Genomic DNA, 18,074 nt, shown 5'->3' on the forward strand with positions numbered 1-18,074 from the left:
TTCGTCTATGACACATGAATTTAAAGATATCGTAAACCAAGCAGGCATAGCTGCTAAAAAAGATATTAGATCGGTTTTGGCATCGGTTGTAGCGCTTGATGGTTCCTCTTATAGAAAGCCGGGCGTACGAATGCTTATTTTAGAAGACGGTAAAATGATCGGAGCTGTGAGTGGGGGCTGCGTAGAAAAGGAGATTTTATTACAGTCTGAATCTGTTTTTAAAACAGGAACATCTAAAATAATGACTTATGATGGTCGATATAGACTAGGATGCGAGGGTGTTTTATATATTTTAATAGAAATATTTGAACCAAACAGTGCGTTTAAAGAAGCTTTTTCTAATGCCCTAAAAGAAAGAAATTCATTTGAGATTCGGTCTTATTTCAGCAAAAAAGAAAGTCAAACTTCTGGAATAGGCTCTTGGGTTAAAATTAAAGATTCCCTTTTTTCATTACAAGGTAATCTGCAAAACCAAAAGGAACATAATGAGCTGTCACTTTTTAAGCAAAAAATGCCACCATGTTTTAAACTTGTAATAATAGGAGCAGAGCATGATGCGGTGCAATTGTGTAAGTATGCGGCTTTAACAGGATGGGAGGTTGCTGTTATTTCGAGACCATCGGAGTCTAAATCCATTGCAAATTTTCCAGGAGCAGCTAGTTTTCAAGCTGTTTCTGCAGAGCAAATGGAAACAATGTCTATTGATGACCAAACGGCTATTGTATTAATGACTCATAATTTTGCTAATGATCTCAGATACTTGGTACAGCTAAAAGATACCAATCCTGTATATATAGGCTTGTTGGGGCCATCAAAGCGAAGAGACGATTTGCTGTCTCAATTTATAGAATATTGCCCAGACGTAGCACATACCTTTTTAGATGTAATTCATGGTCCTGCGGGGATTAATATTGGTTCTGAAACGCCTCAGGAAATAGCGGTTTCAATAGTGTCGGAAATACTGTCCGTAGCGAGAAAACAAGAGCCCATATCATTGAGTAAAAAGACAGGGAAGATCCATTCTTAATAGTTTCAAAGTGTCTGAACATTCTTTAAATATTCCAATCGTTATTTTAGCTGCAGGAGCTTCAAAACGTATGGGGACAGCAAAGCAATTGCTCGCTTGGGGGAATACGACACTTTTAGGACATGCTATACAAACGGCATTAAAAACCAACTCTAATGATATTTTTGTGGTATTAGGAGCCAATTACCCAGCAATAAGTGATCAAATAAGTAAATTACCCGTTACCATTATCCAAAACAAAAATTGGGAATTAGGTTTGGGTAAGTCTATAGCCTGTGCCGCAAATCATATTTTAAATTTAAAACTAGAGTTTGATGCTGTGCTTATTTGTCTAGCAGATCAACCATTCATAGATGCAGATTTTCTAAATACTTTAACCCAAAATTTCACACCCAAAACCAATCAAATTATAGCAACTTCATATACCAATGGCGTTTCGGGGGTTCCAGTTATTTTTGATAAGATGTATTTGTCAGAATTATTAAAGTTAAAAGATGATAAAGGTGCTAAAATGCTTCTTAAAAAATATGCTTCCTTTGTAAAAATCTTTAAACCAAAATCAGAAAATATCGATTTGGATTATAAAGAGGATTATGAAAAATTTTATAAAAATGAATTTTAATTAGTATATCCGCATTATTTTTCAATCTCTGTATTTAAAAATTGATTAAAATCATTAGGAAGCCATTATCTTGTATCGTATTAGAATGACTGTTTTAAAAAAAACTTAATTTTACCAATGAATTGATTTAAACTTTTTTGATTGAAGCGAAAAACAGCAATTTTACTCCCAAATGAAGACTTTTTTGAATTGCATAGCATTGCTACGGAGTAATAAAAAGACAAAATGTGGGGATAAAAGAGAGTTTTGCAGCCAATTATAAAAAGTTTAAATCAATTCAAAAATAGAAAATTGAACATAGCATAATTTTATGAGTGCATCTCCAATAGATAAAGCCAATACACCAGAAGAATTTAAAAACTTAAAAGTCACGCAACCAGCTAAGAATAGTGGAGGTTTTAAGGCATTGAAATCGGCAGTTAATCATGCTTCAAAATACATAAAACCAGTTAACGCTCTAAAAATTTCAACTAAAATAAATCAAAAAGGAGGGTTTGATTGTCCAGGTTGTGCATGGCCAGATCCAGATGATGAACGCTCTTCTTTGGGTGAATATTGCGAAAATGGTATGAAAGCGATGTCGGAAGAGATGCAAAAGAAAACGATTGATCGTGTGTTTTTTGCAAGCCATTCGGTCGAAGAACTTGCTAGATTATCTGATTTTGAAATAGGTAAGTCTGGACGCCTTTCCGAACCTATGTTTTTGGCAGAAGGCGCAACACATTACCAGCCTATATCATGGGACGCGGCCTTTAAAAAAGTAGGAGACCATTTAAATGCTTTAGATAATCCAGACGAAGCGGTTTTTTATACATCGGGACGAACCACAAACGAAGCAGCCTTTTTGTATCAGTTGTTTGTTCGTGAATTTGGAACGGCCAATCTTCCAGACTGTTCTAATATGTGTCATGAAGCAAGTGGGAGTGCGCTTTCTGAGACCTTAGGTATAGGGAAAGGTTCTGTGACTTTAGATGATTTGTATAAGGCGGAATTGGTTATGGTTATAGGACAGAACCCAGGCACTAACCATCCAAGAATGCTTACGGCCTTGGAAAAATGTAAGAAGAATGGTGGAAAAATTATAGCCATTAATCCCTTGCCTGAAGCAGGACTCATTAAATTCACGAATCCGCAAAGTCCGATTAAATTATTAACGGGGGGGACGAAACTAACCGATGTGTTTGTGCCTATTACCATTAATGGCGATGTTGCTTTTATTAAGGCTATATTGATAAAATTATTAGAAAAAGAATCATTAGAAGGCAACGTATTCGATAAAGACTTTATTAACGAACATACACATGGCTATGATGCTTTCATTTCAGACTTAAAGCAATTCGATTTTGATGAATGTTTGGCATTATCGGGTGTTTCTAAGGCTACTTTCAATGATGTTTTTGATTTGGTTTTAAATAAGAAAAAGATTATTGTCTGTTGGGCTATGGGATTGACGCAGCATGAAAATGCGGTTGATAATATTAGAGAATTAGTTAATTTGTTATTATTAAAAGGGAGTATAGGAAAAGAAGGTGCTGGTACGTGTCCCGTTCGTGGACATTCTAACGTACAAGGGGATAGAACAGTTGGAATTTGGGAAGCTGCTCCACAGGCCTTTTTAGATAAAATTGAAAGTAAATACGGTTTTAAACCAACAGCAAAGCATGGGTATTCCGTAATTGATGCTATTAAAGCCATGAACGAGGAAAAAGCCAAAGTGTTTTTTGGATTAGGAGGTAACTTTATTTCTGCAGTTCCAGATACCAATTATTCGGCACAAGGATTGGCTAATTGTAATTTGACTGTGCACGTTAGTACCAAGTTAAATCGTTCGCATTTAGTTACAGGTAAAGAAGCCTTGATATTACCTTGTTTGGGCCGTGCAGAAAAAGATTATCAAAAGACAGGAATACAAACCCAAAGTGTAGAAAATTCTATGGGTGTCGTATCGTCTACCAAAGGCATTTTAGAGCCTTGCTCAGATAAATTATTAAGTGAAGTTGCTGTAGTCTGTAACATTGCACATGCGACTTTAAAAGAACGTTCTAAAATAGATTGGCTGCAATATAAAGATAATTATAATCTGGTTCGTAATGATATTCAGGAAGTTGTAGACGGATTTCAGGATTACAATAAAAGGCTTAAACAACCCTCTGGTTTTTATCTGCCTAACGGTGCAAGGGTAAGACGTTTTAAAACAAAGACTGGTAAGGCGAATTTTTCCTTAAATAAATTGCCAGAGTGGAAACTTAAAGATTCAGAATTGGTTATGATGACTATACGTAGTCATGATCAATTCAACACAACTATTTACGGTCTAAATGACAGATATCGAGGTGTTTTTAATGAAAGGCGCATCATTTTTATGAATCGAGAAGATATGAAAACAAGGAACCTAGAAGAGCATCAAGTTGTAGATTTAACTTCAGAATTCAATGGTAAAATTAGAAAAGCAAATAATTTTAAGGTGGTTGGTTACGATATTCCTAGAAACTGTTGTGCTACCTATTTCCCCGAAGCTAACGTATTAGTGCCTATAGATAGTTATGCTCATACAGCCAAAACACCTGCATCTAAAAGTATTGTTATTACAGTTGCGGCTCATGAATAGTATGTGTAATTCTAATACTGGTTTTTTGTCTTATAAATAATTATCTAGCTCGGAATTTGAGAAATCTTTAATAATTTGAAATCAGCGTACAATTCACCCCATTTATGTATTAAAAATTAAGTATAATTACTTAGTTTTGTGGTTTAAATACGTAAATATGAAAAAAGTCATTGTAATCGGTAATGGTATGGTAGGTTATAAATTTTGTGAAAAATTTGTAGCTCAAGAAAGTTCAAAAGATTTTAAAATCACCATTTTTGGAGAAGAACCTAGACCTGCATATGATCGTGTTCATTTAAGTGAATTCTTTGATAATCAAGATGCTAAGGCTTTAGAAATGGCGCCTAGATCATGGTATGAAGAACAAGGTATCGAATTGATTACAAATGAGCGTATTACAGATATTCACCGTTCATCAAAGAAAATCACTACTGCAAAAGATGTAAATTACAAATACGACTATTTAGTATTAGCCACAGGATCGGTTCCTTTTGTGCCAAATATCAAAGGGATTGAGAAAAAAGGTGTTTTTGTTTATAGAACCATTGAAGATTTAGAGGCGATGCTTGCTTATGCAGAAGCTATTCAAAAAGGAAGAACGGGGACTGTAAAAGCAGCCGTTTTAGGTGGTGGACTTTTAGGATTAGAAGCAGCGAAAGCGGTTATGGATATGGGGCTAGAGCCACATGTCGTAGAATTTGCCCCTAAATTAATGCCTAGACAATTAGATAGACGATCTAGTAATGTATTACAAGAAAAGATAGAGTCCATAGGAATCAATGTACACCTCTCTAAAGCTACAAATAAGATTTTAGGAGACGATGCCATTACGGGTATGGAATTTGGGGAGTACGATAAGATAGATGTTGAAATGTTAGTGATTTCAGCAGGAATCAGACCTCGTGACGAACTGGGCAAAACATGTGATCTTGAAATGGGAACGCGAGGCGGTATTGTGGTAAATAACAAAATGCAAACTTCAGACCCAGAGATTTATGCTATTGGAGAAGTCGCTCTTTACAATAATATGATTTATGGATTGGTAGCCCCAGGTTATGATATGGCAGAGGTTGCTGTGAACCAAATTTTAGGGAATGCCGATATAACTATGGCTGAAGATATCGATATGTCAACTAAATTGAAATTGATAGGCGTTGATGTGGCGAGTTACGGAGAACCTTTTATGCCAGTAGAAAAAGGGTATTCTATCGTTTTTGAAAATAAAACGAAAAACTTATATAAGCGTATTAATGTTAGTCATGATGGCAAAAAATTATTAGGAGGTATTTTGGTTGGTGATGCGTCCGACTATAATATGCTCCACCAGATTTACTTGAATGGATTACCAATTCCAGAAGATGCAGAAGAATTGATCGTTGGTGCCAGAGGTGAAGGAGAAGGAGGATTTGGCAGCGTGATGGATATCCCTGATGCTGCACAAGTGTGTTCTTGCGAAAGTGTTACGAAAGGTGATATTTGTAGTTCTATTACAGAAGGAGAATGTAATAATTTAGGAGATGTTATTGCTAAAACCAAAGCGACAACGGGTTGTGGTGGTTGTAAGCCCATGGTTGTTGATTTGGTTAACGAGTCCCTTAAATCGCTAGGAAAAGAGGTTAAAGAAACCATTTGTGAGCACTTCGATTTTAACAGACAGGAACTTTACGACTTAATAAAAATAAATAAGGTAAAAGATTATCAGGGGGCTTTAAACTTATTTGGTGAAGGTCATGGTTGTGAAATTTGTAAGCCATTAATAGCTTCAATATTTGCAAGTATTACCATGGAAACACCTAACCGCCAGGTTGGTATTCAAGATACAAACGATCGCTTTTTGGCTAACATTCAAAGAAACGGAACTTACTCTGTAGTGCCAAGAATAGCAGGTGGGGAAATTACTCCAGATAAACTAATTGTTATTGGTCAGGTCGCTAAAAAATACGATTTATATACAAAAGTAACTGGAGGTCAGCGTATTGATTTATTTGGTGCGCAATTGCATCAACTGCCACTTATTTGGAAAGAACTTATTGATGCTGGGTTTGAAAGTGGTCATGCCTATGGTAAATCATTACGTACTGTAAAAAGTTGTGTAGGTTCTACCTGGTGCCGTTATGGTATGCACGAAAGTGTTACGTTTGCCATAGACATTGAAAACCGTTATAGAGGATTGCGTTCACCACATAAATTAAAAGGTGGGGTATCGGGTTGTATTCGAGAATGTGCTGAGGCAAGAGGAAAAGATTTTGGATTGATTGCTGTTGAAGGTGGATGGAATTTATACGTGTGTGGAAATGGTGGTGCGACTCCAAAACATGCTGTATTATTTGCAGAGCAATTAGATGATGCAACAGCTATTAAATACTTAGATAGATTTTTAATGTTCTATATACGCACGGCAGGTCCATTGGTAAGAACAGCGCCTTGGTTAGATAAGCTAGAAGGAGGTATTGAATACTTAAAACAGGTCGTTATTGAAGATTCCCTAGGGATTGCTGAAGAATTGGAACTGGAAATGCAAGGTTTGGTTAATAAGTATGAGTGTGAGTGGAAACAAGCGATTGAAAACCCAGAAATGATGAAGCGTTTTAAACATTTCGTTAACTCTGATGATACAGACGATAACTTGGTTTTTGTACCGATGCGTGATCAAAAAATGCCAAAAGCTTGGAATTAATATTAAAGAAGGGATAGGAATAGAGTGCCGTTACGAAGAAATACAATGTTGTAACCTTATAAATGGGAAAAAGCATTGATATTCATTCAGACTAAATAATTTGATTAAAATAATTTTTTATATAACATGCAAAACATATTAGAACAATACCAATCGGTTTCAGAAGATAGTGTAAGTACATGGTTTAGAGTTGGAGAAGTGTCCGATTTTCCAGAAAATAGTGGCGCCTGTATTAAATATAAAACGAAACAAATAGCGGTTTATAATTTTACGAGAACATCGAAATGGTATGCCACACAAAATTTATGCCCGCATAAAATGGAAATGGTGTTGTCGCTTGGTATGATAGGAGATAAAGATGATATTCCTAAAGTAGCCTGTCCGATGCATAAAAAGAATTTTTCCTTAGAAGATGGATCTAATCTTGCAGGAGAAGATTTAAAAATAGCAACCTACCCTGTTAAGATTGAAGACGGAAATGTGTATATTGGCTTTGCAGATTGATGAACTAATCTTAACTTTTCGCCCTAAAAGCAAAAGTTAACCATTGTTCAAAACAACTATTACACAAAATGAAGCCAACAAGATTTGAAACCACTATAGCATTAATAGATAAAAAAAACTCAGAAGACATAAATACATACCATGTGTTTGGCTTAGACTATCCAAAGGAGTTGTTGTACTCTCAACGTATGTCTCGAAAATTACTGCAGTTTAATCCAAATGCTTCTAGAGCTCTTCAAATAGCAGCACGTGCGCAGCACATTTGTCGATGGAAAATAGCTAGAGATGAATATCCTATGGACCGAGTAGGTTATTTAAAATGGCGAGAAACACTAAAGAAAATGCATGTAGAGTATACTTCCGAAATTCTTAAACAGGTAGGATACGATACTCAATTTATAGACAGGGTATCTTTATTGATAAACAAAAAACTCATCAAAAAAAACGAGGAATCTCAAATCTTAGAGGACACCGTATGTTTAGTTTTCTTAGATTATTATTTTGAAGAGTTTGCAGCTAAGCATGACGATGAAAAGGTTATCGATATTCTAAAAAAAACCTGGGTTAAAATGTCCGACAAGGGCCATGAAGCAGCCTTGCAACTTAACTTTTCAGATAAAAGTTTATCTTTAATAAAGCAGGCGATTGATTAATTCTTAATAACATGACTAAAAACGGTAATTCTTTAGATCAACGTACGTTTGATAAACTAAGCCGTTTGTATATTATTGCGTTAAGTGCCATCGCACTTTCAGTTGTTATTAGCCAAATTCTTATTAGAAAGCATTTAAATGCCCAACAGAATGATTCTACGGTTATTAATGTTGCCGGTAGACAGCGTATGCTAAGTCAGAAATTAACAAAAGAAGTGTTGTTGATTTCTATAGAAAATGACTTAAGAGAACGATTAAAATTAAAAAAAGCGTTTAAAAATACGTTTCAATTATGGGAGTCGTCACATTATGCACTACAAGAGGGAAGCGACAGCCTTGATTTACCAGGCAATAACAGTGAAGTTATTTTAGGCATGTTTAAGGATATTAGTGGATCGTTCAATGCTTTAAATAAAGCAGCTATTTCAATTGTAAAAAAGATTGAAAATGATTCAACAGTGTCAACTTCAACATTTACAGAAGAATTAAAGGTCATCCAGAAAAATGAAGGAGCGTTTTTATTGAAAATGGATCAAATTGTAAATCAATTTGATTTAGAAGCCGAAGAAAAAGTAGCGTGGTTGCGTAACTTAGAAATGGTGCTAATGGCCATAACTCTATTGCTATTACTTGGCGAGTTCCTCCTCATTTTCTGGCCAGCGGCTAAAACCGTAAAAAATAGCCTTTCCGAATTATTGGAAGCAGAGAAGCGAGCTAAAAAAATGGCTTTTGATGCTGATGTATTAAGTGAAGCTAAGGAAAAATCAATAAAAGAATTACGTGCCTTGAGCCATGCTATGGACGAAACCTTATTATTTGCTCGTATTACTCCCGATGGGATTGTTACGCATATGGGTAATAAATTTTCTCGCTTATTTAAGTTTAGCAAATTCAATACCAATGCGATTTTTTCTGAAGTGTTGTCGATTCATGAAAATGAACAAACTATCATAGATGATATCGTTTCAAAACATAAGAAAACTGGGTGGCAAGGAGAGGTTAAAGCTACAACAAAAGAAAATGTCGAAGTGTGGCTGGAAATGTCAATTATCCCTTTTAGTCCTACCGACGATAAATCGGAATTATTAATTATAGCTTCAGAAATAACTTCAAAAAAAGCAGGTCAAATTGAAATAGAACGGTTGACTAAAGCCAGTTTTGAAGAGAAAATGAATCAACAAAAAACCATTTCCAGTAAGATTATTGAAAATCAGGAAAAGGAACAAAATCGTATCGCAAAGGATGTACACGATGGTATAGGACAAATGCTCACAGGGCTAAAATATAATCTGGAAAGTATAGATATAAGTGATATTGATAAAACAGCAGTAAAGATTGAGCATTTAAAAGAACTAACGTCCAATATTATTAAAGGTGTAAGGACAGCGACGTTTAATTTAACGCCGCCAGAGTTAGCCGATTATGGTATAGTACCTGCTATAACAAAGCTTACGCAAGAACTTTCAAAGCTTACAGGAAAAGATATTGTACTTTATAATAAAACAGACTTTGCCGAGCGATTGGATTCTCTTGCAGAAATTAATATTTATAGAATTGTACAAGAAGCTATAAATAATGCTATCAAATATGCAGACTCTACACACATTTTAGTGTCGTTATCACATAGTAAAAATATTTTGAGTATTGTGGTTGATGATGATGGCAAAGGTTTCGACCCTAAAAAGGTTAAAAATATAAAAACAGGAGAAGGCGGCATGGGAATGACCTTTATGAAGGAGCGTATAAAATATATTAATGGTCGATTATTTCTTAATTCTGAAAAAAATAAAGGAACAAGGGTTACCTTGAATATCCCGTTGTCCTAGTTTGAAATTATTTAAATATGAAAAAAAAATTAATAAGTTCTGGTTCTACTTTTGAAGCCAATATTGGTTATTCCAGAGCTGTAGTACAAGACAACTGGGTATTTGTATCTGGAACAACAGGTTATAATTATGAAACTATGACCATTAGTAACGATGTAGTTGAACAAACCGAACAATGTCTGATTAATATAAAAAATACACTAGAGCAGGCAGATGCAAGTTTATTAGATGTAGTAAGAGTGACTTATATTTTACCAGATGCCAATGTATTTGAATCTTGTTGGCCTGTATTAAGAAAATACTTTGGAGAGATTAAACCAGCTGCGACCATGTTTTCGGCAGCACTGGCAGATAAAAAGATGAAAATTGAAATTCAAGTAACTGCTTTAAAATCAGAAAATAAGTAGTATTACTTAAAATTGTTATTTTTGTTCTTGAATTCAAGCATATAGGATATGATCAACGTAGTTTTAGCAGATGACCATGAGTTAGTAAGGGACGGTATAAAAGCACTTTTAGAAGACCAACAGGATATAGTAGTCATAGACGAAGCATCCAATGGTAAGGAAGCTTTAGACGTTTTAGAGCGTACCAATCCAGATTTGTTAATTGTAGATATCAGAATGCCAGAACTTAATGGTATTGAGGTGGTTACAGAGGTTTCCAAAAAACATAAAAATGTAAAGACTTTGGTATTGTCTATGCACGATTCAGAAGAATATGTCGTTCAAGCTATTCAAGCAGGAGCCGATGGTTATTTGCTAAAAGGAGCCAGTAAAGATGAGTTTTTAAAAGCTTTGACCAAAGTAGCATCTGGCGGTAAGTATTTTACAGGCGATGTATCTGCAATCATTATGAACAATTTTGTGAATGGAAATGTTGCAACTGCTCCGAAGAAAGAACCTGTAGCAGATCCGTTCAACCTTACCAAAAGAGAAAAACAAATACTTAGTTTAGTATTGCAGCTTAAAAACAATAAAGTAATTGCTGAAGAATTACAGATTAGTAAACGCACCGCCGAAGTACATCGTTTTAATTTAATGAAAAAACTAGATGTGAAAAATATTATGGAATTAAGTAATAAGGCTAAGGAGTATCAACTTATTTAATTTTTAAATCAAAAAACTGGTTTTTTAGTTTGCTGTTTAAATTTCGACGTTAGGAGAAATCACATTTTAACAGCTCAAATATAAATGATGTAGTTGTTGACACATGCACACGTTCGATATGATGTTTGATAGATCTTTTCGGTATCTGTCTGAAGGATAGCTCGTTTCAAGAAGTGTCATTTTTATACTACGTATTTTTTTGGATTTTAGCCTATAGATTCCAAAAAACAGAATCAAACAAAATCATAAAAATCTTATAAATTTCACCTTCTATTTTATCAAATCCTTAAAATCAATAATACTTAATTATTAATCTGATATTTATTTAAAATTACGTATTTAAGTGTTTTTAAATTAAGTAAAAATACTTAGTTTTGTGTTAAATTAAAATACGTAATCATGGTTAATACACAAGCTCAAAAAGCAACAAAATTAGCACTTTTCAATTTTAAAGATGTATCTATACGTACATTCTGGATTACTGCCGTATCATTCTTTATGTGTTTCTTCTCATGGTTTGGTATCGTGCCTTTTATGCCAGATGTAGTTAAGGATTTGGGGCTGACTCCAGATCAAAAATGGAATTCTATTATTTTGGCCGTTTCAGGAACGGTGTTTGCACGTTTGCTTATTGGTAAATTATGCGATAAGTATGGGCCAAGGTTATGCTATACTTTTCTATTAATTCTAGGGGCTATTCCAGTAATTTTACTTGGATTGGTACAAACTCCACTTCAGTTTTTAATATGTCGTTTATTCATTGGTTTTATAGGAGCATCATTTGTAATAACACAAGTACATACGTCTTTAATGTTTGCACCTAATGTTGTTGGTACTGCCAATGCCACATCTGCTGGTTGGGGTAATCTTGGAGGTGGTGCTAATCGTTTGGGAATGCCTTTAATAGCTGCCGCGGTAGTAAGTTTTGGAGTTGCAGAAGCAGAAGCCTGGAGGTATTCTATGGTTATTGCAGGTGTCATCTGTTTTTTAATGGGTATTGTATATTACTTTTTTACACAAGATACTCCTCAAGGGAATTTTAAAGATTTAAAGGCTTCAGGAGTAAAAATAGAAAAGAAAAAAGATGAAGTTGGTTTTCTGGCCGTATTAAAAGATTATAGAATTTGGATTCTATTTATTGTATATGCAGCTAGTTTTGGTATCGAACTCACGGTTTATGGTACTATGGATGATTACCTTCAAAATACCTTTCAGTTAGAAAGACTTACGGCTGGTAATGTAGTTTTGTCATTTGCATTAATGAACATCTTTGCACGTACTCTAGGTGGATTTTTTGGCGATAAATTTGGAAAGCTAAAAGGGTTGAGAGGCCGTGTATTATTCCTTTCGTTCATATTAACACTTCAAGGTATCATGCTTGTAACTTTTTCATTAACAACAAGTATTATTGTTGGTATTGTATTTCTTATATTGTTTAGTTTGTCAGTTCAAATGGCAGAAGGAGCTACGTTTTCTGTAGTGCCTTTCATTAATAAAAAAGCAATAGGTTCGGTATCTGGTATAGTGGGAGCTGGTGGAAATGTTGGCGCATTTTTAGCTGCCTTTTTACTAAAGTCCAAATCTGCCTTAGCAGAAAAAACAGCTATAGCTGCTAGTCAAGGCTTGGGAGAAGAAGCCATAAAAACAGCACAGTCGGCAGCATCATCAGCAGCTGTTTCTCAAGGCTATTTTATGATTGGTTTAGTGGTTATTATAACTGGTATTATCGCGTTGGCCATTAAATTTTCTCAGGCAGATGAAAAAGAAAATACAACGAAAGTAACTATAGATAGTGATTCCGAACTACAAGGGTTGAAAACTATAAAAGTTAAAAGCTGAAAATTTTCCTCGAAGCTTGCTTCGGGGTTTTCTTTGTGACTGTTATTCCTGCTAACAACGCTGGCCTGTTTCTTCAGTAAAGCAGGAATAACAAATCAAAGATTTTAAGGAATTAAATTCTGTATTTAGTATGCCAATTTTTATCAATTTAATGATTTAAAAAGGCTTTTTTAAGGTATTGCCAATAATTATTGCAGGCCTTGTTTTGAATAAAAATAATCCTTTAATTCGTATAAAACACAGTTGTAAATGGTTAAGAATGAAGTAAAAACAACATGCTCTTATTGTGGCGTAGGATGTGGTATCATTGTTAAAAAAGACATTAATAATAAAGTTTTTGTCGAAGGTGATAAGGAGCATCCTGTTAATAAAGGTATGCTTTGTTCTAAAGGCATGAATTTGCATTATGTGGTAAACGACATATCCGACAGGATTTTATATCCAGAAATGCGGTGGAGTAGATCGCATCCGCGTGAACGCGTAAGTTGGGACGATGCTTTAGGTAGAGCGAGTCGTGTTTTTAAATCAATTATAAAAAAATATGGACCCGATAGTGTCGGGTTTTATGTGTCAGGGCAAAGCCTTACCGAAGAATATTATATAGCGAATAAACTAACCAAGGGATTTTTAGGAACCAATAATATAGACACTAATTCACGCTTATGTATGAGTTCTGCCGTAGTTGGTTATAAAAAAACATTTGGAGAAGATAGTGTCCCTATTTCTTATGAAGATATAGAATTGGCAGATTGCTTTTTAATTACAGGGGCAAATCCAGCTTGGTGTCATCCAATCCTTTTTAGGCGCATAGAAAAGCGTAAAGAGGAAAATCCCAATGTTAAGATTATAGTTATTGATCCCCGTAAAACAGACTCTGCGAATTTTGCGGATTTACATCTCCAATTACTTCCAGGAACAGATGTTGTACTTTATAATGCTATAGGAAGGCGTTTGTTTGAACGTGGTTTGATTGATGAAAAATTTATAAAAAATCATACAGAGGGTTATGCGGCTTACAAAGACCTAATCTTTTCAACATCTATAAAACAAGCATCAAAGCTTTGTGGTGTACCGGAAAAGGATATTAAAAAAGCAGCAGATATTATAGGGCTTTCCAAAGGCTTTATTAGCATGTGGGCTATGGGGCTCAATCAAAGTGTTGTTGGAACCGATAAGAATGTATCATTATTAAACCTTTCACTTATAACAGGTCAGATAGGTAAGCCAGGTTCTGGTCCTTTTTCGCTTACAGGACAACCCAATGCGATGGGTGGGCGTGAAGTAGGAGGAATGGCCAATTTATTGGCTGTTCATAAAGATTTAATGAATGAGGAACATAGGCGTGAAGTCGCTCAGTTTTGGGGTGTTGATAAAATATCAGACAAACCAGGTTATACAGCTACAGAAATGTTCGATGCTCTAGAAAGTGGTAAACTAAAAGCGGTATGGATTGCTTGTACTAATCCTTTGGTGAGTTTGCCTAATACGCATCAAATTGAACGGGCTATGAAAAAAGCCAAATTTGTGGTTGTTCAGGATATTTCATATAAATCGGATACTGTAGATTATGCCGATTTAGTATTGCCAGCAGCAGGATGGTTGGAGAAAGAAGGCACGATGACGAATTCCGAAAGGCGTATTTCATACCTACCAAAAGAAATTGATGCACCAGGAGAAGCAAGACCAGATGTTGAAATTTTCTGTGACTTTGCACAACGTATGGGGTTCAGAGGGTTTAATTACAATAATGCCAGTGAGATATACGATGAGTATGCATCCATGACCAAAGGAACCAATATTGATGTATCGTTTCTAAATTATGATAGGTTAAAGAGCGAGGGTACATTCCAGTGGCCCGTGCCAGAGCATAGACACCAGGGAACCTCGAGGCTTTTTGAAGATAAAAAGTTTTATACACCCAATGGAAAAGCACAGTTTAATCTGCCAAGCACGATTAAAAATACTTCAGTACAGCCAAGCGAGGATTTTCCATTAATTTTAACGACTGGACGTATTCGGGATCAATGGCATACGATGACCAAAACAGGAAAAGTATCCAGATTAAAAACACATTATCCAACGCCAGTTTTAGAAATAAATCCAGTAGATGCTTATTTATGTAAATTAAAAGATGGTAGTATTGCTGAAATTAAAAGTGAAAATGGCGTTGTTAGAGTACGAGCTAAAATTACCGAAACCATAAAAAAAGGTGTGGTATTTTTACCGATGCACTGGGGTAAGCAACTTCAAAGTGATTTAAACAGAACGAACAATTTAACGAATACACATATAGATCCAACATCTAAAGAACCCGATTTTAAGTTTACCTGTGTTTCAGTTACAAAATATAAAAAACCTGTAGAAAAAATAGTTATTGTAGGAGCTGGAGCTGCGGCATTCAGGTTTGTACAAAATTACCGTGAGTTTAATGAAGTTGATGAAATTCATGTGTTTTCAAAAGAACCTAATTTATTCTATAATAGAGTATTATTGCCCGAATATGTAACAGAGGAATTAACTTGGGAGCAACTTCTTAAGATTAAAAAATTAGAGCTTGATAAGTTGAACATCCATGTGCATCCAGAAACGTCTATTTCTAATATAGATAAAGAAAATAAGGTTGTAACAGATAGTCATAACGAAAAACATACGTTTGATAAATTGATTTTAGCAACTGGTAGTCGTGCTTTTATTCCGAAGGGAGTTCAAATAGACCTGCCGGGGCGTTTTACTATGCGTAATAAAATTGATGCAGATAAGTTCAAAGCTTATCTAGATGCCACAAACTTGCCGCCAGAAGAGCAACACGTTGTAATAGTTGGAGGAGGGTTGTTAGGTTTAGAACTGGCTGCTGCCATGAAACATAAGAATGCTAAAATTACTATTGTACAGAGGGCATCACGTTTGATGGAGCGTCAGTTGGATAAAGTTTCCAGTAAATTATTGGCTCTAGATGTTCAAGAACGCGGTATTCAGATTTATTTTGATAATGAGGTAAGTACTGTTTTTGACGATGAAGATACGGGTGAATTAAATATTACCTTAAAGAGTGGAAAGCTTATTACGGCCAATGCTATAGTGTATGCTATAGGTACCATACCTAACGTAGAAATAGCAAGAGAAAATGGTATTGATTGCAGTCGAGGAGTAAAAGTAAACCAGCATTTACAATCCTCGCACCCAGATATCTTTGCTATTGGTGAAATTGCCGAATTTAATAATCAGTTGTTCGGAATTACGTCGGCAGCAGAAGAACAAGCGACTATACTGGCAAACTTTATTGCAGGAGATATTAGCTGCTCATATAATGGTTCTGTTTTGATGAATATTTTAAAGTTTAATGACTTAAACCTTTGTAGCATAGGCGACATTATTGTACCTGATAATGATGATAGCTATGAAGAAATAATTTTTACGGACATTAAAAAACGGTACTACAAAAAGTGTATTGTTAAAGATGATTTATTGATTGGAGCTGTTTTAATGGGAGATAAAAATGAATTTGCCGAGTTTAAAACCATGATTGAGAGTAAAATTGAAATGGCAGATAAGCGGAATACGCTACTTCGAGGGGCATCAAACGACACTCCCGTATTAGGTAAATTGATCTGCTCCTGTAGTCAGGTAGGTGCAGGCAATATAGAAGAAGCCATTGCCAAGGGCTGTACAGATTTTACAGAACTGTGTAACAAGACTGGTGCAGGCTTAGGTTGCGGAAGTTGTAAAACAGAAGTTAGAGAAATACTTCATAACGCAAAAGTATTAGCATAATGGAAGAACCATATAGATTAAGAATTAACGGGGGGGTTGTCTCACCAGGCGAGTTGAAATATATTTGCGAAGCCGCAGAAGGCTTAGGTTTGGATGCGATTTCTTTTGGTTCTCGACAAGACATTATATTTCCTGAAGAAATAGATAAAAGTAAGTTTAATAAATTTGATAAAATCCAATTTATCAAACCCAAGGCAGATGGTATAGAAAATATATCATCGTCTTATGTGTCTGCAGACATACTATCAAGTACCTCATGGCTTACCAGTGATAAGTATTTATATGTTATAGAGCAGTTTAAGCACAAACTAAGTTTAAGAGTGAATGTCACTGATCCCAAACAACGTTTGGTTCCGCTATTCACAGGTAATATAAATTTTATAGCATCAGGCCACGAAGATTATTGGTATTTATACGTTAGGCTTCCTGGTTGGGAAAAGACACGCATGTATCCAGCACTCATTTATAGCTGGGATATGGATAAAATAGAACTTGCTATAGAAAATGTTCTACAAGAAGAACCAGAAACCATTGAAACACTTTTTGAATTGGTAAGCGATGCGGTCGACACCAATAACAGGACGGTAGACAAGCCTTTAGAAGTTCCTTTTTACCCATTTCCGTATTATGAGGGGATGAACCGTATTGGGCCAGATAGTTATTGGTTAGGACTATATTGGAGAAATAATAGGTACGATTTGGCCTTTTTAAAAGCGATGTGTGATTTATGTGCAGAAAATAAAATTGGTAAAATTTCGATTACGCCATGGAAATCCTTTATTGTTAAGGGAATTCCATCTAAGTCAAAATTACAATGGGAAAAGCTTTTAGGTAAATTTGGTATTAACGTACGCCATTCTATGTTAGAGATGAATTGGCATGTCCCAGTAAACGATAAAGATGCCTTGAGTTTAAAAAAATATCTTGTTACTAATTTTGATCAAAACGATATTAGCACCTATGGATTGACCTTTGGTATTACGAGTTATGAGAGTGATACTTATAATTTCACTTCTATTGTTATAGAGAAAAATAAACAACCAGACGCTATAGGAGATTTTAAAATAAGAGATACCTATAACCTATTATATGCTAAAAATTTCGATCCCAATACACTAGAATACATCATGCATGTTCAAGATGTGGATAAAGTTGAGTTGCCAGGGCTTCTAATGGAATTAAGCCAGTTGTATTTTGAGCAACTTGGGACAGAACGCGAAGAGGAAAAAACCATAGAAGTGATCTCAGAGTATGTTGAAGAAGAAGTTTATCAATGTAAAGACTGTCTAACTGTTTATAATGAAGTTTATGGAGATGTCACACAAAATATAACACCAAATACATCTTTTGAAAGTCTCCCTGAAACCTATGAATGTTCCCTTTGTGAAGCACCAAAGAGTCGTTTTGAAAAGAAAGTGCTGGTAAAATAAGATTAAGC

General features: G+C 35.1%; 12 protein-coding genes. All 12 read left to right on the forward strand.

Annotated elements, in window-relative coordinates:
• Positions 1 to 7 precede the first annotated feature (7 nt).
• The 12 genes from HHX25_RS14455 (at position 8) to HHX25_RS14510 (ending at position 18,066) form a co-directional block, all read left to right on the forward strand.
• Positions 8 to 1,027, forward strand: a complete 1,020-nt coding sequence (locus HHX25_RS14455) for an XdhC family protein (RefSeq protein ID WP_169674948.1) — start codon at positions 8 to 10, stop codon at positions 1,025 to 1,027.
• A gap of 10 nt (positions 1,028 to 1,037) precedes the next feature.
• A complete protein-coding gene (locus HHX25_RS14460) occupies positions 1,038 to 1,649 on the forward strand; it encodes a nucleotidyltransferase family protein (protein ID WP_169674950.1) in 612 nt (203 codons plus the stop codon).
• 310 nt (positions 1,650 to 1,959) lie between these two features.
• Entirely contained in the window at positions 1,960 to 4,257 is a 2,298-nt protein-coding gene (locus tag HHX25_RS14465) for an FdhF/YdeP family oxidoreductase (RefSeq protein WP_169674952.1), read from the forward strand.
• A 157-nt stretch (positions 4,258 to 4,414) separates the two neighbouring features.
• Positions 4,415 to 6,934, forward strand: coding sequence for a nitrite reductase large subunit NirB (nirB, locus tag HHX25_RS14470; protein ID WP_169674954.1), 2,520 nt, complete (start codon positions 4,415 to 4,417; stop codon positions 6,932 to 6,934).
• A 126-nt stretch (positions 6,935 to 7,060) separates the two neighbouring features.
• A complete protein-coding gene (gene nirD, locus HHX25_RS14475) occupies positions 7,061 to 7,438 on the forward strand; it encodes a nitrite reductase small subunit NirD (RefSeq protein WP_169674956.1) in 378 nt (125 codons plus the stop codon).
• Between the two features lie 68 nt (positions 7,439 to 7,506).
• A complete protein-coding gene (locus tag HHX25_RS14480) occupies positions 7,507 to 8,091 on the forward strand; it encodes a DUF4202 domain-containing protein (RefSeq protein WP_169674958.1) in 585 nt (194 codons plus the stop codon).
• 11 nt (positions 8,092 to 8,102) lie between these two features.
• Positions 8,103 to 9,917 (forward strand): ATP-binding protein, encoded by a 1,815-nt coding sequence (locus HHX25_RS14485; protein ID WP_169674961.1) that lies wholly within the window; start codon positions 8,103 to 8,105, stop codon positions 9,915 to 9,917.
• A gap of 17 nt (positions 9,918 to 9,934) precedes the next feature.
• Positions 9,935 to 10,324 carry a RidA family protein gene (locus HHX25_RS14490; RefSeq protein ID WP_169674963.1) on the forward strand — a complete coding sequence of 130 codons (390 nt, stop codon included), beginning with the start codon at positions 9,935 to 9,937 and terminating at the stop codon, positions 10,322 to 10,324.
• 48 nt (positions 10,325 to 10,372) lie between these two features.
• Complete coding sequence (locus HHX25_RS14495) at positions 10,373 to 11,026, forward strand: response regulator transcription factor (RefSeq protein WP_169674965.1); 654 nt, start codon at positions 10,373 to 10,375, stop codon at positions 11,024 to 11,026.
• 399 nt (positions 11,027 to 11,425) lie between these two features.
• Positions 11,426 to 12,865 (forward strand): MFS transporter, encoded by a 1,440-nt coding sequence (locus HHX25_RS14500; RefSeq protein ID WP_169674967.1) that lies wholly within the window; start codon positions 11,426 to 11,428, stop codon positions 12,863 to 12,865.
• 249 nt (positions 12,866 to 13,114) lie between these two features.
• Entirely contained in the window at positions 13,115 to 16,636 is a 3,522-nt protein-coding gene (locus HHX25_RS14505) for a nitrate reductase (RefSeq protein ID WP_169674969.1), read from the forward strand.
• Positions 16,636 to 18,066, forward strand: coding sequence for a rubredoxin domain-containing protein (locus HHX25_RS14510; RefSeq protein WP_169674971.1), 1,431 nt, complete (start codon positions 16,636 to 16,638; stop codon positions 18,064 to 18,066). Before HHX25_RS14505 ends, HHX25_RS14510 begins: the two co-directional genes overlap by 1 nt.
• Positions 18,067 to 18,074 lie beyond the last annotated feature (8 nt).

Source organism: Flavivirga algicola, from assembly GCF_012910715.1.
GTDB lineage: Bacteria > Bacteroidota > Bacteroidia > Flavobacteriales > Flavobacteriaceae > Flavivirga > Flavivirga algicola.

What these genes read in the sequence shown, in the direction of transcription:
- HHX25_RS14455 (WP_169674948.1), top strand. Translation starts at nt 8, where the DNA reads ATGACACATGAATTTAAAGATATCGTAAACCAAGCAGGCATAGCTGCT.
- HHX25_RS14465 (WP_169674952.1), top strand. Translation starts at nt 1,960, where the DNA reads ATGAGTGCATCTCCAATAGATAAAGCCAATACACCAGAAGAATTTAAA.
- nirB (WP_169674954.1), top strand. Translation starts at nt 4,415, where the DNA reads ATGAAAAAAGTCATTGTAATCGGTAATGGTATGGTAGGTTATAAATTT.
- nirD (WP_169674956.1), top strand. Translation starts at nt 7,061, where the DNA reads ATGCAAAACATATTAGAACAATACCAATCGGTTTCAGAAGATAGTGTA.
- HHX25_RS14480 (WP_169674958.1), top strand. Translation starts at nt 7,507, where the DNA reads ATGAAGCCAACAAGATTTGAAACCACTATAGCATTAATAGATAAAAAA.
- HHX25_RS14485 (WP_169674961.1), top strand. Translation starts at nt 8,103, where the DNA reads ATGACTAAAAACGGTAATTCTTTAGATCAACGTACGTTTGATAAACTA.
- HHX25_RS14490 (WP_169674963.1), top strand. Translation starts at nt 9,935, where the DNA reads ATGAAAAAAAAATTAATAAGTTCTGGTTCTACTTTTGAAGCCAATATT.
- HHX25_RS14495 (WP_169674965.1), top strand. Translation starts at nt 10,373, where the DNA reads ATGATCAACGTAGTTTTAGCAGATGACCATGAGTTAGTAAGGGACGGT.
- HHX25_RS14500 (WP_169674967.1), top strand. Translation starts at nt 11,426, where the DNA reads ATGGTTAATACACAAGCTCAAAAAGCAACAAAATTAGCACTTTTCAAT.
- HHX25_RS14505 (WP_169674969.1), top strand. Translation starts at nt 13,115, where the DNA reads ATGGTTAAGAATGAAGTAAAAACAACATGCTCTTATTGTGGCGTAGGA.
- HHX25_RS14510 (WP_169674971.1), top strand. Translation starts at nt 16,636, where the DNA reads ATGGAAGAACCATATAGATTAAGAATTAACGGGGGGGTTGTCTCACCA.